At 71.0% G+C, this 17,284-nt stretch carries 17 protein-coding genes, 1 tRNA gene and 1 pseudogene; 6 read left to right on the top strand and 13 right to left on the bottom strand.

Annotated elements, in window-relative coordinates; translation table 11 throughout:
* Positions 1-16 precede the first annotated feature (16 nt).
* On the top strand, positions 17-616 hold the full coding sequence (gene metW / locus E4T13_RS28225) for a methionine biosynthesis protein MetW (RefSeq protein ID WP_137181959.1): 600 nt from the start codon (positions 17-19) through the stop codon (positions 614-616).
* Positions 617-635: 19 nt separating this feature from the next.
* Here the strand turns inward: metW and E4T13_RS30125 are convergent, their stop codons facing one another.
* Positions 636-809 (bottom strand): hypothetical protein, encoded by a 174-nt coding sequence (locus tag E4T13_RS30125; protein ID WP_170985300.1) that lies wholly within the window; start codon positions 807-809, stop codon positions 636-638.
* A 471-nt stretch (positions 810-1,280) separates the two neighbouring features.
* Between E4T13_RS30125 and phbB the strand changes: the two genes are divergently transcribed.
* The 3 genes from phbB (at position 1,281) to E4T13_RS28210 (ending at position 3,139) form a co-directional block, all read left to right on the top strand.
* Positions 1,281-2,003: an acetoacetyl-CoA reductase gene (gene phbB, locus E4T13_RS28220; protein WP_137181666.1), complete on the top strand. Its 723-nt coding sequence runs from the start codon at positions 1,281-1,283 to the stop codon at positions 2,001-2,003.
* Between the two features lie 114 nt (positions 2,004-2,117).
* Positions 2,118-2,753 (top strand): YciI family protein, encoded by a 636-nt coding sequence (locus tag E4T13_RS28215; protein ID WP_137181665.1) that lies wholly within the window; start codon positions 2,118-2,120, stop codon positions 2,751-2,753.
* Positions 2,750-3,139 carry a carboxymuconolactone decarboxylase family protein gene (locus E4T13_RS28210; protein ID WP_137181664.1) on the top strand — a complete coding sequence of 130 codons (390 nt, stop codon included), beginning with the start codon at positions 2,750-2,752 and terminating at the stop codon, positions 3,137-3,139. The genes E4T13_RS28215 and E4T13_RS28210 overlap by 4 nt, the downstream gene beginning before the upstream one ends.
* Positions 3,140-3,158: 19 nt before the next feature.
* Here E4T13_RS28210 and E4T13_RS28205 read toward each other — a convergent pair.
* A tRNA-Gly gene (locus tag E4T13_RS28205) sits at positions 3,159-3,230 on the bottom strand.
* A 289-nt stretch (positions 3,231-3,519) separates the two neighbouring features.
* On the opposite strand from E4T13_RS28205, the pseudogene metZ reads away from it, so the two are divergent.
* Positions 3,520-4,710: pseudogene (gene metZ / locus E4T13_RS28200) on the top strand (O-succinylhomoserine sulfhydrylase); the annotation flags it as partial.
* Positions 4,711-5,016: 306 nt separating this feature from the next.
* Positions 5,017-5,376: a helix-turn-helix transcriptional regulator gene (locus E4T13_RS28195; protein ID WP_240791330.1), complete on the top strand. Its 360-nt coding sequence runs from the start codon at positions 5,017-5,019 to the stop codon at positions 5,374-5,376.
* A 16-nt stretch (positions 5,377-5,392) separates the two neighbouring features.
* Here E4T13_RS28195 and E4T13_RS28190 read toward each other — a convergent pair whose 3' ends face one another.
* From E4T13_RS28190 to tssB, 11 genes are all read right to left on the bottom strand, one after another.
* Positions 5,393-5,833, bottom strand: a complete 441-nt coding sequence (locus E4T13_RS28190; RefSeq protein ID WP_137181662.1) for a co-chaperone YbbN — start codon at positions 5,831-5,833, stop codon at positions 5,393-5,395.
* A 53-nt stretch (positions 5,834-5,886) separates the two neighbouring features.
* Positions 5,887-6,927, bottom strand: coding sequence for a hypothetical protein (locus E4T13_RS28185; protein WP_137181661.1), 1,041 nt, complete (start codon positions 6,925-6,927; stop codon positions 5,887-5,889).
* 27 nt (positions 6,928-6,954) lie between these two features.
* Positions 6,955-7,587 (bottom strand): OmpA family protein, encoded by a 633-nt coding sequence (locus tag E4T13_RS30330; RefSeq protein WP_137181660.1) that lies wholly within the window; start codon positions 7,585-7,587, stop codon positions 6,955-6,957.
* An 89-nt stretch (positions 7,588-7,676) separates the two neighbouring features.
* On the bottom strand, positions 7,677-9,191 hold the full coding sequence (locus tag E4T13_RS28175) for a class I SAM-dependent methyltransferase (protein WP_137181659.1): 1,515 nt from the start codon (positions 9,189-9,191) through the stop codon (positions 7,677-7,679).
* Positions 9,191-10,267 carry a type VI secretion system baseplate subunit TssG gene (gene tssG, locus E4T13_RS28170; protein WP_170985299.1) on the bottom strand — a complete coding sequence of 359 codons (1,077 nt, stop codon included), beginning with the start codon at positions 10,265-10,267 and terminating at the stop codon, positions 9,191-9,193. The genes E4T13_RS28175 and tssG overlap by 1 nt, the downstream gene beginning before the upstream one ends.
* Entirely contained in the window at positions 10,264-12,090 is a 1,827-nt protein-coding gene (gene tssF / locus E4T13_RS28165; RefSeq protein ID WP_137181657.1) for a type VI secretion system baseplate subunit TssF, read from the bottom strand. Before tssF ends, tssG begins: the two co-directional genes overlap by 4 nt.
* A gap of 138 nt (positions 12,091-12,228) precedes the next feature.
* The gene (gene tssE, locus E4T13_RS28160; protein WP_137181656.1) at positions 12,229-12,744 is read right to left on the bottom strand and encodes a type VI secretion system baseplate subunit TssE; all 516 of its coding nucleotides are present in this window, start codon (positions 12,742-12,744) and stop codon (positions 12,229-12,231) included.
* Positions 12,745-12,749: 5 nt separating this feature from the next.
* A complete protein-coding gene (locus E4T13_RS28155; RefSeq protein WP_137181655.1) occupies positions 12,750-13,562 on the bottom strand; it encodes a type VI secretion system accessory protein TagJ in 813 nt (270 codons plus the stop codon).
* Positions 13,559-15,124 carry a type VI secretion system contractile sheath large subunit gene (gene tssC, locus E4T13_RS28150; protein WP_137181654.1) on the bottom strand — a complete coding sequence of 522 codons (1,566 nt, stop codon included), beginning with the start codon at positions 15,122-15,124 and terminating at the stop codon, positions 13,559-13,561. Before tssC (E4T13_RS28150) ends, E4T13_RS28155 begins: the two co-directional genes overlap by 4 nt.
* 82 nt (positions 15,125-15,206) lie before the next feature.
* Entirely contained in the window at positions 15,207-16,697 is a 1,491-nt protein-coding gene (gene tssC / locus E4T13_RS28145) for a type VI secretion system contractile sheath large subunit (RefSeq protein WP_137181653.1), read from the bottom strand.
* A 3-nt stretch (positions 16,698-16,700) separates the two neighbouring features.
* A complete protein-coding gene (gene tssB / locus E4T13_RS28140) occupies positions 16,701-17,210 on the bottom strand; it encodes a type VI secretion system contractile sheath small subunit (protein ID WP_137181652.1) in 510 nt (169 codons plus the stop codon).
* Positions 17,211-17,284: the final 74 nt, after the last annotated feature.

Raw genomic sequence — 17,284 nt, 5'->3', positions numbered from 1 at the left:
CTTCGTCGCGAAGAACATGCGGCTCGACCTGCGGCTGATCGCAGAGATGGTCGCGCCGGGCGCGCGCGTGCTGGATATCGGCTGCGGCGACGGGGAGCTGATCGCGCATCTCACGCGCGAGAAGGGCGCCGATGCGCGCGGCATCGAGATCGACATGGCGGAGGCGACGCAGGCCGTGGCCGCCGGCCTGCCGGTGATCCATGGGGATGCCGATACCGACCTGGCCTTCTACCCCGACGGCGCCTTCGACTATGTCGTACTGTCGCGCACGCTGCAGGCGGTGGAGCGCCCGCGGGAGGTGCTGCGGCAGATGCTGCGCATCGGCCGCTACGCGATCGTCTCCTTCCCGAATTTCGGCCACTGGCAGCTTCGCTGGACGCTGCTGACGGCGGGCCGCATGCCGGACAACGAGACCTGGGACAGGCCCTGGTACGAGACGCCCAACATCCACCCCTGCACCATCCGCGACTTCTTCATGCTCTGCGCGATGGAGGGCTATGTTGTGGAGCGCTGGCTGGCGGTGGACGACAAGGGCCTGCGCTCGCCCTGGAAGCGCTCGCCGTGGCTTGCGAACCTGTTCGGCGAGCAGGGGCTGTTCCTGTTGCGGCGGGGCTGACGCCGCCGCCCGACCGCGGTCAGTGCAGCGGCGCGCGCACGCTTGCCGCCAGTTCCGGCACCAGCGCTGCGGCCATGGCCGCGTGTTTCGCGGCAGCTTCGGCGCCAAGGCGGCGGCATTCCGCTTCCACATAGGCGAGCATCAGAACCAGCGCGGAACGGTCGACCGGCGCGGTCTCGTTCTTCGCGTCCATGCGTGTCTTCATCGTTGAAGATCCCAAGGGGCACATGCAGAAGCGGCAGACCCTCTTTTGCATACAACTCACGCCCGCGTGAAGGCGCAATCACTCGGGGTCGTTTTCAATTTCGAGTTGTAGAACCTGAGTTGTTGCGGCATTGCCATGGCCGAACGTCGGAAATTTGCGATGTTTCTCCGCCGGCGCGCCGAACGTCACCAGCGAAAAATAACCCCGGCGGGAATCCCACCGGGGTGGAGTTGAGGGAGGAAACGTCCAGGAACGTCCTCGCGGCGCGCTTGGCGCCTCGGGACGATTCGAACGATATCCGGCGGGATTGCGGAACGCCTTGATGCACATCAACCCGCCCCAGGCGAGGCCGGGAGAAACCGTGTTTGCCCTCGCGCGCAGGGCTTGCGAGGATGGGAGGCGCTCCGGCCGCCGACGTGCCGGGCCTCCACAGGGACTTCAGGAAGGGGACGCAACAGCATGGCACGCGTGGCACTTGTCACCGGTGGGCAGCGGGGCATCGGCGCCGCGATCAGCGAGGCGCTGCAGGCCGCGGGGCGGAAGGTCGTCGCCAGCTACGCCGGCAACGACGCCGCGGCGCAGGCCTTCACCGAGCGCACCGGCATCCCCTGCTACAAATTCGATGTCGGCGACTTCGCCGCCTGTCAGGCCACCGTGCAGAAGATCGAGGCGGAGGTGGGCCCGATCGAGATCCTGGTGAACAACGCCGGCATCACCCGCGACGCCATGATGAAGCGGCTGACCCGGGAGATGTGGGACCAGGTGATCGATACCAACCTCGGCAGTTGCTACAACATGTGCAAGGCGGTGTGGGACGGCATGAACAACCGCAAGTTCGGCCGCATCGTGAACATCGGCAGCGTCAACGGCCAGGCCGGGCAGATGGGCCAGGTGAACTACGCCGCGGCCAAGTCCGGCATCCACGGGTTCACCAAGGCGCTGGCCCAGGAAGGTGCGCGCAACCACGTCACCGTCAACGCCATCGCGCCAGGCTATGTGGACACCGAGATGGTCCGCGCCGTGCCGGAAGACGTGCTGCAGAAGATCATTGCGCGCATCCCGATCGGCCGTCTGGGCAAGGCCGAGGACATCGCCCGCGGCGTCGCCTTCCTGACCGCCGACGAGGCCGAGTTCATCACCGGCTCCACGCTCTCCATCAATGGCGGCCAGCACATGTACTAGCCCCAGCCGGCTTGGCTCGCCTGCCTCAGGCGTGTTGCGCCTGGGGCACGCCTGCACGCGCCGCGCGGCCCGCCTTGCGGGCGAAAGGATCGAACAGCGATCGGGGAGCACGCGATGGCCTGGCTGATCATTGCGTTCGACGGCACGGATGCGGAAGCGCCGGCGCGGCGCGCGGCGGCGCGGGACGAGCACGTCGCCGTCATCACCGCGGAAGCGGAGGCAGGGCGCTTGGCGCTGGGCCTGCCGCTGCATGACGAGGCCGGCAACAGCCTGGGCTCGGTCATGGTGCTCGATACCGACAAGGCGGGGCTGGACGCCTATCTCGGGAAGGAGCCTTTCGCCCGACGGGGCGTGTGGCAACGGATCGACACGCATTCCTTCCGGATCGCGCCCCTGCCCTATGCCGGCTGGCCCCAAGCCGCTGCGGGCGGGCGCAGCCATACCGTGACGATGGCCCGCGACGGCCAGGATCCCGCCGCGCAGGACCGCCGCCTGGCCGCGCGTCCCGGCCATTTCGCGCGCGTGCGGCAATATGCGGAGGACGGCACGCTGCTGATGGGCGGTGCGATCCTTGATGCGCCGGAGGGGAAGATGGTCGGCTCGGTCGCCGTCACCCGCCACCCGACGCATGCCGAGGCCGAGGCCTTCTGGCGCGAGGACCCCTATGTGCAATCCGGCGTCTGGCTGGACCTTCGCTACTACGCCACCAGCTTCCGCCCCCTGCCCTACAAGCCGCTGCCCGCCGCATGACCAGGCTGGTCGAATACGCCGATGCACCACCCGAGGTGCGCGCCGTCTACGACGCCATCAAGGCCGCGCGCGGCGTGCCGGATGTGAACAACTTCTGGAAGGCGCTGGCGGTGCACCCGCCGACGCTGGCGCGCACCTGGGAAAGCCTGTCCGCGGTGATGGCGCCCGGCGCGCTCGATCCCGTGGTGAAGGAGATGCTCTACGTCGCGGTCTCCATCGCCCATGGCTGCGACTACTGCATCGCCAGCCACACCGCCGCCGCGCGCGCCAAGGGCATGACGGAGGCGCAGCATGGCGAGCTGCTGGCGGTGGTCGGCATGGCCAGCGAGACGAACCGCCTGGCGCAGGCGCTGCGCGTGAAGGTGGATCCGCAATTCGAGGGGTGATCGAGGCCAGGGCGGGGAAAGCGGGCGATGGGAATCGAACCCACGACATTCAGCTTGGGAAGCTGACGTTCTACCTCTGAACTACGCCCGCAGCCCTGAGGTCACACGGTTATAGGGGCGTGCCGCCGCGCCAAGCAAGCCGCCTTGACCACCCCGGCCGCACAGGCTTAAGCACGAAGCCGGCGGCGACGCCCCTCGCGATTTGTCCGGCCTGCTTGCGGCGAGGTCCCGGGTCTCCGGGCGGTGGCGGAAGCCCCCGAAAACAAGCGCGCTAAACGGCCGTCGCGACGGCGCATCGCGCCCTCGCCACGCCCCGTGACAGGGGCCGGACACCCCAGTCGCGTGGCCCGCACGGCCATGCCGCCCAACGAGGTGTCCCGATGGCCAAGCGCCTGCCCGACCGCCCCCTGCGACCCGCCACCCACCTGGTCCGCGGCGGACAGATGCGCTCCGGCTTCGACGAGACGGCGGAAGCCCTCTTCCTCACCTCCGGCTTCGTCTACGACAGTGCCGAACAGGCGGAGGCGACCTTCCTCGGCACCGAGCAGCACTACCAGTATTCGCGCTTCGGCAATCCCACCGTCACCATGCTGGAGGACCGGCTGGCGCTGCTGGAAGGCGCGGAAGCCTGCCGGCTGACCGCCACCGGCATGGCGGCGGTGCATGCCGCGCTGCTGTCGCATCTCAAGACCGGCGACCGCGTGGTGGCCAGCCGTGCGCTGTTCGGATCGTGCCACTGGATCGTCTCCACCCTGCTGCCGCGCTACGGCATCCGCGCGGAATTCGTCGATGGCGGCGACCTCGACCAGTGGAAGGCGGCACTCGCCACGCCGGCGAACCTCGTGCTGCTGGAGACGCCGTCCAACCCGATGCTGGACATGGTGGACCTCGCCGCGGTCAGCGACCTGGCCCATGCCGCCGGCGCAGTGGTGGTGGTGGACAACGTCTTCGCCACGCCGCTGCTGCAGAAACCGCTGCAGTTCGGCGCCGACGTGATCGTGTACTCCCTCACCAAGCACATGGATGGCCAGGGCCGCGTGCTCGGCGGCGCCGTGCTCGGGCGGAAGAAATGGGTGGACGAGGTGCTGCAGCCCTTCGTGCGCAACACCGGCCCCGCCCTCTCGCCCTTCAACGCCTGGATCATCCTGAAGGGGCTGGAGACGCTGCATCTGCGCCTGCCGGCGATGTGCCGCTCCGCCGCCGCCATCGCGGACTTCCTGGCGGAGCGGTCGGAGGTGGCGCGCGTGCTCTATCCCTTCCGCGCCGACCATCCGCAGCAGGGGCTGGCCAAGGCGCAGATGGCCGCCGGCGGAAGCCTCGTGACCTTCGAGGTGAAGGGCGGGAAGGACGCGGCGTTCCGCTTCATGAACGCGCTCGGCATCGTGGATGTATCGAACAATCTCGGCGATTCGAAGTCGCTCGCGACGCACCCCGCCACCACAACGCATATGCGCGTCGGCGCGGAAGAGCGCGCGAAGCTCGGCATAACGGACGGCACGATCCGTCTCTCGGTTGGTCTCGAGGACGTCGCGGACCTGATCGACGATCTCTCCGCCGCACTGGACAGCCTGGCGCCCGCACCGGTCCCGACGCGGCGCGTCGCGCCGCCCGTCGAGCCGATCGAGGAGCCCCCGGTCCTCGCCGCGCCGGAACCCGGCACCGAGTCGGCGGCCAAGCCGAAGCGTAGCCGGACCAGGACCGAGCCGAAGGCGCCGGCGGCCGAGACGCCATCCCTGCTGGAATTTGCCGCCATTCTCCCGGATGCGCCCCGGCGGAAACATTAGGTGCGGCTTCCGGAACAATCGGCTACGCCTTCGCACTTGCAGTAGCGCCTCGCTGTGGTTAGTTCCCCTCGACCCTGGAGTGGATTGCTGGCCGTGGACAAGGTCGGAGAGGACATGCCGGAGGAGGGGGCGCAGTCCGCGCCCCCGAAGCTGGAAGACGTCATGGCTCAGGGCGCCGCGGAGGCAGCAGCCCTGCTCCGCCTGCTGGGCAATGAGCGGCGGCTCCTGCTGCTCTGCATGCTGATCACCGAGGGGGAGGCGCATGTCGGCCGCCTCGCGAAGCATGTCGGGCTGTCGCAGCCCGCGGTGTCGCAGCATCTCGCGAAGCTGCGCGAGGATGGGCTGGTGACCACGCGGCGCACCGGCACCACCATTCACTACCGCGTCGCCGATCCGCGCGTGGAGCGGGTCATCAGCGTGCTGCAGGAAGTCTTCTGCCCGCAGCCGGCCTGAGGCTGCCTGTCGTCGCCTATCGCGGCGCCGCGCTGCGGGCCCAGGCGACAATGCGTCGCGCGGGCTGCGCGCCGGCCTGACGCGCCACCTCCTGCCCATGGGCGAACAGCGCCAGCAACGGAATGCCGGTGATGCCGAGTTCCTGGGCGAGTCGCGGCGCCTCCTCGGTCGAGACCTTCGCCAGCCGCATCCCCGGTTCGAGCTGCTTTGCCGCGGCCTCGAACTCCGGCGCCATCGCACGGCACGGACCGCACCAGCTCGCCCAGAAATCCACCAGCAGCGGCACCCCGCTTTGCGCCAGGTGGCGGCGGAAGCGCGTCTCGTCCAGGGCGACGGGCTTCGCCTCGAACAATGCGCGGTGGCAGGATCCGCAACGCGGCCCGTCGGCCAGCCGGGCGGCGGGCACGCGGTTGATGGCGTCGCAATGCGGGCAGACGATCTGCGTGGTCTCTGACATGGCGTGGTCCCCGAACGGCACGGCCGCTTGGGATCGATATGGTGTCGCGCCCCTCAGCGCGTCATCGCCTCGCGCAGCCAGCCTTCCGGCATGTCGGCCATGAAGGCGGCGCGGAGCGCGGCGATGCGCGCATCCGACAGGCCCGCGGAGCCGGGGCGGAAGAAACGGTCATCGGGCGTGTGGAAAAGGAAGGCCTGCGCCTCGTTCGCCATCACCTCCTCCAGCGCCGGGTCGTAATCCGCCTTCGCCAGCAGCAGCCGGAACTGCGCGCGCTCCTCCTCCGTCAGCATCTCCCGCCAGAAGCGCCAAACCAGCGCGGCATAGGCCGGGCGCGTAAAGAACTCGCCATGCGACAGCTCGTGCCGCAGCATCGCCCCGCGGGCGCGCGCATCCAGCCAGGGCTCGACGCCGGCATGCGGCACCGACACCAGGGCGCCATGGGCGTCCGGCCGCAGCCAGCCGAGCTCGCCGAGAAGGGCGCGCAGCCGCTCCTCCTCGGCGTTCAGGCCGATGCCTGCGGCGTCCGCCAGGGCGAAGAAGCGTGCGAGGTCCGCGGCGCGGTAGTTGTGGCCGTAGTAGAAGGTATCGGCAGTGCCGCCCGCCGCGCGCTCCGCCTCATCCAGCGCCGCATCGTCCAGCACGCGGTCGCGCGGCAGGCCTGACTTCTCGACCAGGGCGGCGACCCGGTTCAGCATGCGCGCCTGGCCGGCAAGCGTCGGGAAGTCCAGCACGACGATATCCGGGTTCGCGGCGAAGCGCCGGATGACGAGTTCTGGCGCGTCGTTGGCCAGGATCTCCGCCTCCGTCGCCATCGGCGGCGATGGCGCAGCGGGCGGCGCCTGCGCGGCCAGGGGGGCCGGCTCAGCCGGGCGCGCAGGGGGCGGAGCGGCGAGGACCGGCTCGCGCGCGGGTGCCGCGGCGCGCTGCTGCCAGAACAGCGCCGCGCCGCCAGCGGCAACCAAGGCAAACAGGGTCAGCGCGATCCATGGCCACGCGCCGCGACGCGAAGGGAGCGGCGTCGGCGGTGGCGCGGCGGGCAGCGCGCGTCGCCCGGGCGGCAGGCGGACCGTGTCATCCGCGCCGTCCGAGGCCATGGCCCAACCGCCGGCCCTGACGCGACGTCAGGCGCCGATATTGACCACCTGCACGCGGCGGTTCCGCAACTCGGACACCTCGTCGCCCGTGGGCACCAGCGGGTTGCTCTCGCCCAGCCCCGCGGCCTCCAGCCGGCTCGACGCGATGCCGAAGCGCGAGACGAGGTAGTTCACCACCGCCGCGGCACGCCGCTCCGAAAGGGCCTGGTTCATCTCGGCCGAGCCCACCGTGTCGGTATGCCCCTCCACCCGGAAGCGGAAGCCGGAGAGGTCCGCGCTGGCCAGGGCCTTGCCCAGCTCGTTCAACGTGCGCACCGCCTGCGGCGTCAGTTCGGCAGAGCCGCTGGCGAAGGTAACGGTCAGATTGACCGAAGGGCCCGAGATGGGCGGCGGCGCGGTGTTCGCTGCGGCCTGCGGTACCGGCGGCGCGGCCGGGCGCGGCGCGGCAGCCGCCGGAGCGGCCGCGGCCGGCTGCGTCTGCTGGTCGGCCGCCGCGGGCGGGTTCACCGGGCGGATGCCGCGGGTCGGCCCGCCCAGCAGGTTCCCACCGGGGCGCAGCGCATCGATGATCTGCTGCGAGCTGGGATTGGACTGCGCAAAGCCGCCGGCCGGGAGCGCGGCGACACCGATCAGGGCGGCAAGGGCGAAGGTCCAGCGCATGGGGCGTCCCTCCAGAAGCTGTTTCCTGGCAGCATCAAAGCACATCCGCGCCATCGGCGCGATGCCTCGGCCGATGGCAGCCCGAACTCTCAGGCCGGCACCGTGCCCAGCCGGCGCATGAGCGGCAGCATCTCGTCCCAGCCCCGGGCCAGCGCTTCCCGCAGGCGTCCCTGGTTCTCCGCGTCGAGCGTCTCGCCGAGCTGCGCGACCCAGGCCTCGAGGTCGGGCTCAGTCCTTCCCGCCATCTTCTGCCCCGCGACGAAGAGATCGGCCGTGGCGCAGGGCAGGCCCGCCCCGAGCATCGGGCTCGCCAGCACGGCGGCGCGGTTGAGGTTCTCCGTCATCGCTAGCCGCCGAGCCAACGCGGCATTCAGGCTGAGCGACGCCTCGGTAGGGGCGGCGCCGGGTCGCGCCACGACCGCGGCCTGGCGGGTGCCGACCAGCAGCCCTGCCAGCTCCGCCGGGTTCTCCCGCGTGGCGACCGCGCCGGGCGCGTGCAGAAGCTCCGCGACCCTTGCGGGACCGGCGCCGAGCATGGCGACAACGGGCCCGTAGAAGGCCGGCGACAGCTCGGCGCGCCCCGCCGCGACCTGCACCTCGAGCTGCACGCGGTCCTGCGGGACGATAAGCGCGAGCGTCAGCTCGGACAGCGCGGCGTCGCGCGCGCCGACCGTCATGCGGCGCGCGCCGCGCATGTAGATGTCGTGACGCAGCGTGCGTGCGGCGCAGAGGTCCTTCAGCAGCTCGCGCATCGCCGGATCCTCGAAGCGGTCGTAGATCGCGCGCTGCGGCGCGGTCATCGCGAGTTCGGCGAAATTCTCGATCAGCCCGGCCGAGCCGACCCAGTCCAGCCGCGCCTCGGCCATGTCCGCCGCCACATCGGCCTGCCAGCAGGGCGACCAGTGCGCGTTCATGAATTCATGCGCGAGGTAGGTGCCGGTATAGCCGCCGACCTCCGCGAGCCAGGCGGTCATGCGCGAATCCGCGGTCAGTCCATGCGGCTCCGTCGCCGCCATCTCCCGCAGCAGCGCGAAGCCCGCCTGGGCCTGGCGGTCGCTGCGCGCGGCGAGGCGGATGCCCGCTTCCCGCACGAGGCGCTGCATGGACAGCAGGCCCTGCCAGCCCGGCAGCGCGTTGTAGCTGACATGCGCGATGCCGCCCGCGCGCAGCTTCGCCTTCAGCAGACGTACGATGCCGGCGCGCACCGCGGGCGCCACCCAGCTCCAGACGCCGTGCATGGTGACGATGTCGGCCTCGGGCAGCGCCGCGGCCGTGGCGGTCTCGGCGAACTCCGTCAGGTCGGCTTCCAGGAAGGTGACGTTCCCGAGCCCTGCCTCGCGCGCCAAGGCGCGGGCCGCGGCGACATGCGCGGGGTTGAAGTCCACCGCGGTGACGCGCCAGGACGGGTTGGAGGCGGCGACGACGAGCGCGCCGATGCCCTGCCCGCAGCCGAGTTCCAGGTAGTGCGCGCCTTCCTGCGGCAGGTCCACCGCGACGCCGGAGAGCAGGCACGCCAAGCGAAGCTGCGTTGGCGACTGCTCCCGGTAGTAGCCGTGGTCGTAGTGGATGTCGGTGACGTAGCCGCCGCCCCAGTTTGCCGTCATCAGGCTGCGCTCCCGGCGCGGATGGTGTCGCCGGCGCGTGCGGCGCTGGCGAAGAACTCGACGATCTCGGCCTCGAAGAGCGGCTCATCGCCATCGGGGCGGCGCTGCGCGGAAGGCAGCCAGGTGTTCCAGCCCAGGCGCGGCGCCGGCGATGCGGTGGGGTCGAGGCGCAGCGGCGGGATCTCCGGCGCCGCGATCACCGGGTTGATGGCGAAGCCGGTCTCGCCGCCGAGGAAGGCACGCACCAGCGACACCAAGCGTTCCAGCGCAGGCCGGTCGGGCAGCAGCGAATCGAAGGCCGGTCCGTCCAGCGGCCCGAGGCGGAGCACGACGCGCGCAGACGGATCCCAGGCGCGCACGCCGATCGTCGCGTCCACGCCGAGCCGCGCATGCTGACCGCTGCCGATGCCGACCGGCAGGCGCGTGCGCTGGTCCGGCGGCAGGGCGAGCCAGGCGCCGGCGAACTGCTCCACCTCGACCGGCTGGCCGAGCCAGTCGGACACCAGCGCGCGCAGCCGCTCCGCCGAGCGTGGCCGCATCGCGAAGAGGCCGGCGTAGTGCATCAGCGGATCGGCGCCCGCGGCGACGCGGTCCGCCAGATGCGGCGTGCCGTGGCCGGCGAGCGCGAGCAGCACGCCCGCGATGGGGCTGCCCTCGTCGCCATGATCGAGCCGCGCCATGTCGGCGGCGCGCTGCATGCGGTACTTCGTGCCGGCGCTGGCGAAATGCCCGATCATGCGCTGCGCGAGCATGTCCAGGAATTCCGGCAGGCTGCGCGCGCGTCCCCGCACCTGCTGCACCACCGCCTCGGAGTAGTGGCGCGGCAGCACGCCGGCGGGGCCGGTGAGGCCGATCAGGCCGAGCGTGAGCGAGGGCGGAGCGTTCTGTCCCGCAGGATCGAAGCGCAGCACATCGCCGGGCGGATAGGCGAGGCCGTGAGGCGCGTGGAAGCGCGCGGCCTCCGCCGGCTCCGCCGTGCGGCGGTCGGCGCAGAGCAGGCGGAGTGCGGCGTCGAAGGAGAAGCGCTCCGGCTCCGCCTGCAGGCGCTCCAGCGGCGCGCGTGCCTCCTTCGTCACAACAACACCCGCCAGCCGGCGCGGGCGGGCCAGGCAGCGGCGTTCCCGGACGCGCCGCGCAGCACCGCGCGGGTGCGCACGAAGGAGTTCACCGTCGCATGCAGCGCGAGGAAGCGATCCAGCACCGAGGCCAGCACGAACAGCCCGCCCGTCTGCCATCCTCGCTGGTCGAAGGTGAGCGTGACGTCGAGGCCGCGCACGAAGCTGCCGCCGAGGCCGCGCGGCCCGCCCGGCAGCCGCGCCGCGCCCGGCGCGGAGGTGACGCCGAGCAGCGAGGCAATCGCCGCGCGCGTCTCCGCGGAGTCGCGCAGGTCGTGCAGGCGCAGCACCTCGCGCAGCGCCGCCGCGCCCTCCGCGCCGCCCACCACCGAAAGCTGGCCGAGCGAGAGCTGCGAGACCAGACGCCAGGCCGTGCGCTCCCGCAGCGTGCGGCGCAGCGTCGGCGTCGGCGCGGTCATCGCATGCAGCGCACCGATGGCGGTGACGCCTTCCACGAGCTTCAGCGCGGGACGTCCGCCGCCGAAGGGCAGTTCGGTCGGCAGGTCGCGGTTGAGGCAGAGCGCATCCACCGACAGCACCGCATCGCGCGCGCGGCGCGGCGCGAGGTCGGGATCATGCGGCGCCAGGAACACCTCTGTCCCGCCATCCGGCGGCGTGCCGGCATGGCGCACCGTCGCGTAGCTGCCGCCCGGCGTGCCGGGCTCGGGGTCGGCATGGGTCAGGCGGTGGAAGGGCCGCCAGGGGCGCGTGCCGCCATCCTGCAAGGGCTCCCGCACGCGGGTGACGGACCAGACCTCGGTCGCCATCGGGCGCCGCGAATCCGGCACCACGCGATACTCGATTGCGGTGTCGTCCAGCCGGATCGGCTCGCAGCGCTGCGGGAACAGGTTCACCAGCGGCGTGCAGCCCAGCGCGAAGCTGTCGGCGTCCACCGTGCGCTCCAGCTCCGGCACGGCGCGGTCGAGCCAGATGAAGACCTCGATGCGGTTGCCGGCGCCGACAAGCGTCTTCGCCTCCATCCGGCAGAGGTCGAGGAACAGGAATTTCTCAGGGAACGCGAAATACTCGGACAGCAGGCGGAAGCCTGCGAAGGCGCGCGCGGGCCAGGGCAGCAGCGCCTCCTCCGGCGCGAAGCCCACCGGCTCGATCGCCTCCCGGCCCAGGATGACCGGCCGCGTGTCGCCGGCATTGTCGGCATAGCCGACGGAGATGGCGTGGGCGGAGATCAGCTCGTGCAGCGCCGGCGCGTTGGCACCGCGCAGGAACAGGCGCAGCCGCTCCATGCCGAGCTTGGTGAAGGTGACATCCGGCGCGATGCCCTTCAGCACCAGGCGCAGGCAGGCGACGGCCCCGGTGGCGAGCGGATTCGCCGGCGCCAGGATGGGCAGGCCGGAGAGGCGCGCGGATTCGATCTCCACCGGCCAGACGGTGACGGGATAGGCGGAGCGGTAGCGGCAGCGCTCGCCGCGCACGGGCTCGGTGTCCACCACCAGGCCGGCGGGCACCTGCGCGCCGTTCTGCAAGCCCTGTTGCGGCGCGAGGCGCGCGACGAAGCAGGACGGAAATGGCGCGAGGTAATGCGGGTAGAGCACCTCCAGCAGCGTGTCGGTGAGTTCGGGGAACTCGTCGTCGAGCCGGTGATGCACGCGCGCGGCGAGGAAGGCGACGCCTTCCAGCAGGCGCGCGACATGCGGGTCGTCCACGGAATCCGGCGAGAGGCGCAGGCGGCCTGCGATCTTCGGATGCGCAACGGCGAATTCCGCGGCAAGGCGACGTAGCGCATCCAGCTCGCGGTTGTAGTAGGGCAGCAGCGCGTCAGACACGCTTGCATGCCTCAGGCGCCGGCGCGCGCATCCGCGCGCTTGGCTTGCGCGCCTCAGACATGGCGCGCCGGAGCATGGGGTCGTAAGCCGCGCGGGCCGGCTTCGCCGGCCTTGGATTGGCTTGGGAAGCGCTGCCGCTCAAACCCCCGTCTCCCGCACCACAACCTCGTCGCGCGCGGCGTCCAGCACCGTGTCGAAGCCGACCGGCTCCGGCGCGGGGTCGGCGTCCAGCAGGGCCTCGATGCGCAGGCGCAGCGTGCCGGTCAGCGTGTCCGTCCCGTCCAGCACCTGCACCTTCAGCGACAGGAAGCGCGGTTCGAAGCGGCGGATCGTGTCCTCCACCTCGCGCCGCAGCGCCTCCCGCCGGGCGGGATCGCCGAAGGCGCCGGAGGCGAAGTCGGGCAGGCCGTAGCCGAGCGGCGAGGTCGCCAGCTCGCGCAGCGCCGGCGGCCAGGATCGCCAGCGGCGGCGCGCGTTGAGCAGCGATTGCAGATCGCGGCGTACCGCCGCACGCAGCGTCTCCAGCACCTCCGCGTTCGACGCCACGCGGTCGCGCGTCTCATCGGGCGCATCGTCCAGCAGGCGGTCGAGCAGCGGCAACTGCGCGCGCAGCTCGCCGCGGTCACGCCGGCCGGTGGTCCCCTGCCCCGACACCGCGTTCAGCCCGCGCGCGTGAAGTCGAGCGTGCCGAGCTCCATGATGGTCGCGGCATGCTCGCCCAGCAGGAAGGTGCGCAGGCCGAGGCCGCGCACCGGCCCGGCCTCCGGCCCCACCCAATCCGTCGCGCGTCCCAGCAGCAGCGCATCGTCCGCCATGCCCTCGGGCGGGGCATAGGTGGTGGGGATGTACACGTCGCCATCCGGCCCGTCCGTCACGGACATGCTCGCGCGGCGCCAGAGCAGGTCGCGCGGACGCTTCGGCGCGTGGAACTCCACATGGGCGACGCGCTCGATCGGGATCCAATAGTATTTCCCGGTCGTCGTCAGCACCTCGAAGCTGCCGGCGAGGATGTCGTCCGCGTCGCGCATGTCGTCGAAGACCGTGGTGCCATGTTTCCCGGCGGCATGGATGCGCGCGGCCTCGGCTTCCGCGGCGCAGCGCGCGGCTTCGGCGCCGTCGCCCGCGCGGCTTGCCACCAGAGCGGCGAGCGCCAGGCGCTGCGATTCATTTGGCTCGCCCAGGAATTCCGGCACGCGGCCGTCGCGGAACAACTGGCGGCGGGCGACTTCCGCGCGCAGCAGCTGGCGGAACTCGGCGACCGCGACGGCGGCCGCGGGCTCGATGTCGCTGGCGGCATCCAGGATGACGTCGGCGCGCTCGGCATTGCCGGAGAAGGCGAGCATCTCCGCCAGCAGCACACGGGCGCCGAGATCCGTCGGCGCGCGCTTCACCGCGGCGCCAGCAGCGGCGACGGCATCGGCAAGACGGCCGGCATGGAACAGGGCGCCGGGCCCCTCGGCGGTGGCGCTCATGCGGTTCCTCCTCTGCGGCCCGGCGCGGAAATCTCGGTCAGAAGGATGAAGGTGGCCGAAACATCGTCAAGCTGATAGTGCGGCTTCAGGTGCATGGTGCAGCCGAAGGTACCGGGCTTGCCCGGCTTCTCCTCCACCTCGATCCGCCCTTCCGAAAGCGGATAGCGCGCGCGCTGCTCGCCGGTGGCGTTGCGGTTCGAATTGACGTGCTTCTGTAGCCACTCGTGCAGCCGTCGCTGGATGTCGCCCGCGGTCTGGAAGCTGCCGACCATGTCGCGCCCGATCACCTTGAGGTAGTGCGCGAAGCGCGCCGCGCAGAGCAGCGCGTTGACCTGCGCCGAAAGCCGCGCGCTGGCATCCGCCGCCATCGCGTTCGCGCCCATGTGGCGCGCCGGCGCCTGCAGGCTGCGCACGGCGCCGAACACCATCTCGTGGCAATAGGGCAGCGCGCAGACCGGCATCAGCCCGGCATCCACCAGCGCGCGTTCCTGCCGGTCGGTCAGCGAGACATCCGCCGGGACGCGCTGCCAGGCGATGGCGGGGCCGGAAGCGAAGGGCTCGTCCGGCAGCCGCTCCACCAGGCCGCCGCTCGGCCGGTCCTGTTCCACACCGCGCACATCGGCGGGCCAGCCATGCTGGGCGAAAGCGCGGCAGGCGCTTGCGGCGAAGGCGAAGCCGGCGGACATCCAGACACGGTCGCGCCAATTCGCTGCCCGCTCGGCATAGCGGAAGCGGTCCACCCGCGCGGGATCGTCGCGCCAGGGCGGACGCGCCAGCAGGCGCGGCAGGGTCACGCCGACGAAGCGGAGATCGGCTCGGCCGGCGAGGCCACGCCAGCGCGCATGTTCCGGCCCACCCAGGGGCGCGGCGACATCCTGCACCGCCTGCAGTTCAGGCCAGGAATCCACTTCCAGGAGAGCGGGATGCGCGGCGAAGATCACCGGCGCGAAGGCGGCAGCGCCCACCGCAGCCAGCGACGCGACGGCGGTGACGTCGTCGGTCGGCGCGCCGGCGGCGGGGCGATGGCGCAGCTCGTGGTCCACCAAAAGCACGCCGTAAGGCTCGCCGCCGGGCATGCCGAACTCCTCCTCGTAGACGAGGCGGAACATGGTGCTGCGATCGAATTCCGGCGCGCGTTCCAGGTCTCGGCAGATCTCCGCCCAGGAGGCGGGCAGCACGCGCACCTTCACGCGGCGACCGGGCTCGATGCCCTCCACCAGCCAAGCGAGGCCGCGCCAGCTCCCCTCGAAGCGGGTGAAGCGCGGATGGTGCAGGATGGCGTCGAGTTGTGCGCCGATCTGCGCGTCGATCGCGGCGATGTCGCGATCCAGCGCGCCGCGCAGCGCGTCCGTGTCGGTCAGCAGGCGGTTGGCGGCGGCGCCGAACCAGTCGCGCAGGGCGTCGGCGGCGGTGCCGGCGCGCGCGAAACCGGCGAGGCGCGCGGCAGCTCCGGCGTTGCGCTCGCCGAGAAAGGCGCCTGCCAACACCGCCTCGCGCAGCGGCGGCTTGGCGCGCGCCGGGCGAAGGATGACCGTTTCGTCGGCGGTGGCCGCGGCGGTCATGATGCGCTCGCCGTCATGGCCCTGCGCCGCCCCCACCCCGGCCCTCCCCCGCGCGCGGAGGAGGGAGAAGTGCGGAGAGGCCTCAGGCCTTCTGCGGGATGCGGGCGACCATGCGCATGGAGGTGGTGAGCTCCTCCATCTGCAGCCACGGCCGCATGTAGGCGACGGCGTTGTAGGAGCCGGGCTTGCCCGGGATCTCCTTCACCTCGACCTTCGCCTCGCGCAGCGGGTAGCGCGCCTTCATTTCCGGCCCGGCATTCACGTTGGAATTGACGTAGTTGTTGATCCAACGGTTCAGCCACTTCTCGCAGTCCTGCGCCTCCATGAAGGAGCCGATCTTGTCCCGCGCCATCACCTTCAGGTAGTGCGCGAAACGGCCGGTGGCCATCAGGTAGGGCAGGCGCGCGGAGATCGCGGCGTTGGCCGTCGCCTCCGGCCGGTCGTATTTCTTGGGCTTCTGCGTGGTCTGCGCGCCGAAGAACACGGCGTAGTCGGTGTTCTTGTAGTGGCAGAGCGGCAGGAAGCCGAGGTTCGACAGTTCGAACTCGCGGCGGTCGGTGATGCCGATCTCGGTGGGACACTTCGAATCCGCGTCGCCGTCGTCGGAGGTGAACAGATGCGTCGGCAGGTTCTCCACCTTGCCGCCGCCCTCGGCGCCGCGGATGGCGACGCAGAAGCCATACTTGGCGAAGGCGTCGGTCATCCGCGCGCCCATCACATAGGCCGCGTTCATCCAGCAGTAGTCGTTGTGGTTCATCGGCTTCGCCGCGCCCGTCACGGAATCGGCCGGTGCTTCCTCATAGCCGAATTCCTCGATCGGCTTGGTGTTCTCGCCATAGGGCAGGCGCGCGATGACGCGCGGCATCACCAGGGAAACGAAGCGGCTGTCCTCGCTGTCGCGGAAGCTGCGCCACTTCATGTATTCCGGCGCCTCGAAGATCTTCGCGAGGTCACGCGGCTTCGACAGTTCCGTGTAGTCCTTGAAGCCGAACATGCCCGGACCGGCGGCGGAGATGAAGGGCGAGAAGCCGGCGGCGGCGACGTTCGACATCAGCCGCAGCGTCTCGACGTCGTCCGGATGGTTGGTCCATTCGTAGTCGCCGATCAGCGCGCCATAAGGCTCGCCGCCTGGCGTGCCGAACTCGTTCTCATACAGCTTCTTGAAGAGCTGGCTCTGGTCGAACTCCACCGCCTTGGTCAGGTCGCGCGTCATCTCGCGCTTCGGCAGGTTCAGCGTGCGGATCTTCAGCGCCGTGCCCGTCTCGCTGTTCTGCACGAGGTAGTGCAGCCCGCGCCACGACCCCTCCAGCTTCACGAATTTCGGGTCGTGCATGATCGCGTTCAGCTGCGCCGAGACCTTGGCGTCGATCGCGGCGATGGCGCGGTCGAAGGTGCGGGAGAGGTTCTTGTCGAAGGTGACTGTGCCGGCCAGCGCCTGCTCGACCAGGTTCTTCACCAGGTCCTGCGCGCGGTCGGGCTCGGTCTGCTTGGTCGCTGAGACGACCTGGTCGAGCAGGCCGAGGCTTTCCGTGGTGGTGGCGGCGGCGCCGCCGGCGGCTGCGGATTCGGACATCGCTCAGCCCTCCTTCGTGCCGAGGCCGAGTTCCGAAGAGAGCTTCTTCATCTCGGCCTCGTTGCTCAGCACCTGTTCCAGCAGCCCCTCCAGCTCCTCGGAGCGGTCCACCTTGCTCATGAGGTCGCGCAGCTTGGCGCGCGTCTCGAGCAGCGCGGCGAGGGCGGGCACCTGCTGGGCCACGCGCGCCGGGTCGAAATCGTCCATCGACTTGAAGGCCAGCTCGACGGCCATCTGGCTCCCGTCGCCGGCCAGCGTGTTCTCCACCTTCAGCTTCAGGCCGGGGGTGAAGGACGCCATGACGTCGTTGAAGTTGTCGCGGTCGATCTGCACGAACTTCCGCTCAGTGAGCGGCTTCAGCGGCGCGGTGGGATCGCCGGAGAAGTCGCCCATCACGCCGACGACGAAGGGCAGCTCGCGCACCACCTCCGCGCCTTCGGTCTCGACCTCGTAGGTGATGTGCACCCGCGGCTTGCGCACGCGGTTCAGCTTGCCGTGGATGCTTTCACTCATGGCGCGGTTTCCTCGCGGCTGGGCCGACCGCGGGGAGAGAAGAGCCGCCCCCCATCGAGGCGGGGCCGCGCCGA

The sequence above is a fragment of the Roseomonas sp. AR75 genome, from assembly GCF_005222815.1.
In the GTDB taxonomy this organism is placed as follows: domain Bacteria; phylum Pseudomonadota; class Alphaproteobacteria; order Acetobacterales; family Acetobacteraceae; genus Falsiroseomonas.
This window is presented reverse-complemented; position numbering and strand designations above follow the sequence as displayed.

Bases quoted from the DNA above. Each gene is read 5' to 3' on its own strand.
- metW (WP_137181959.1), top strand. From the start codon at position 17: ATGCGGCTCGACCTGCGGCTGATCGCAGAGATGGTCGCGCCGGGCGCG.
- E4T13_RS30125 (WP_170985300.1), bottom strand. From the start codon at position 809: ATGGACGCGAAGAACGAGACCGCGCCGGTCGACCGTTCCGCGCTGGTT.
- phbB (WP_137181666.1), top strand. From the start codon at position 1,281: ATGGCACGCGTGGCACTTGTCACCGGTGGGCAGCGGGGCATCGGCGCC.
- E4T13_RS28215 (WP_137181665.1), top strand. From the start codon at position 2,118: ATGGCCTGGCTGATCATTGCGTTCGACGGCACGGATGCGGAAGCGCCG.
- E4T13_RS28210 (WP_137181664.1), top strand. From the start codon at position 2,750: ATGACCAGGCTGGTCGAATACGCCGATGCACCACCCGAGGTGCGCGCC.
- E4T13_RS28190 (WP_137181662.1), bottom strand. From the start codon at position 5,833: ATGTCAGAGACCACGCAGATCGTCTGCCCGCATTGCGACGCCATCAAC.
- E4T13_RS28185 (WP_137181661.1), bottom strand. From the start codon at position 6,927: ATGGCCTCGGACGGCGCGGATGACACGGTCCGCCTGCCGCCCGGGCGA.
- E4T13_RS30330 (WP_137181660.1), bottom strand. From the start codon at position 7,587: ATGCGCTGGACCTTCGCCCTTGCCGCCCTGATCGGTGTCGCCGCGCTC.
- E4T13_RS28175 (WP_137181659.1), bottom strand. From the start codon at position 9,191: ATGACGGCAAACTGGGGCGGCGGCTACGTCACCGACATCCACTACGAC.
- E4T13_RS28155 (WP_137181655.1), bottom strand. From the start codon at position 13,562: ATGAGCGCCACCGCCGAGGGGCCCGGCGCCCTGTTCCATGCCGGCCGT.
- tssC (WP_137181654.1), bottom strand. From the start codon at position 15,124: ATGACCGCCGCGGCCACCGCCGACGAAACGGTCATCCTTCGCCCGGCG.
- tssC (WP_137181653.1), bottom strand. From the start codon at position 16,697: ATGTCCGAATCCGCAGCCGCCGGCGGCGCCGCCGCCACCACCACGGAA.
- tssB (WP_137181652.1), bottom strand. From the start codon at position 17,210: ATGAGTGAAAGCATCCACGGCAAGCTGAACCGCGTGCGCAAGCCGCGG.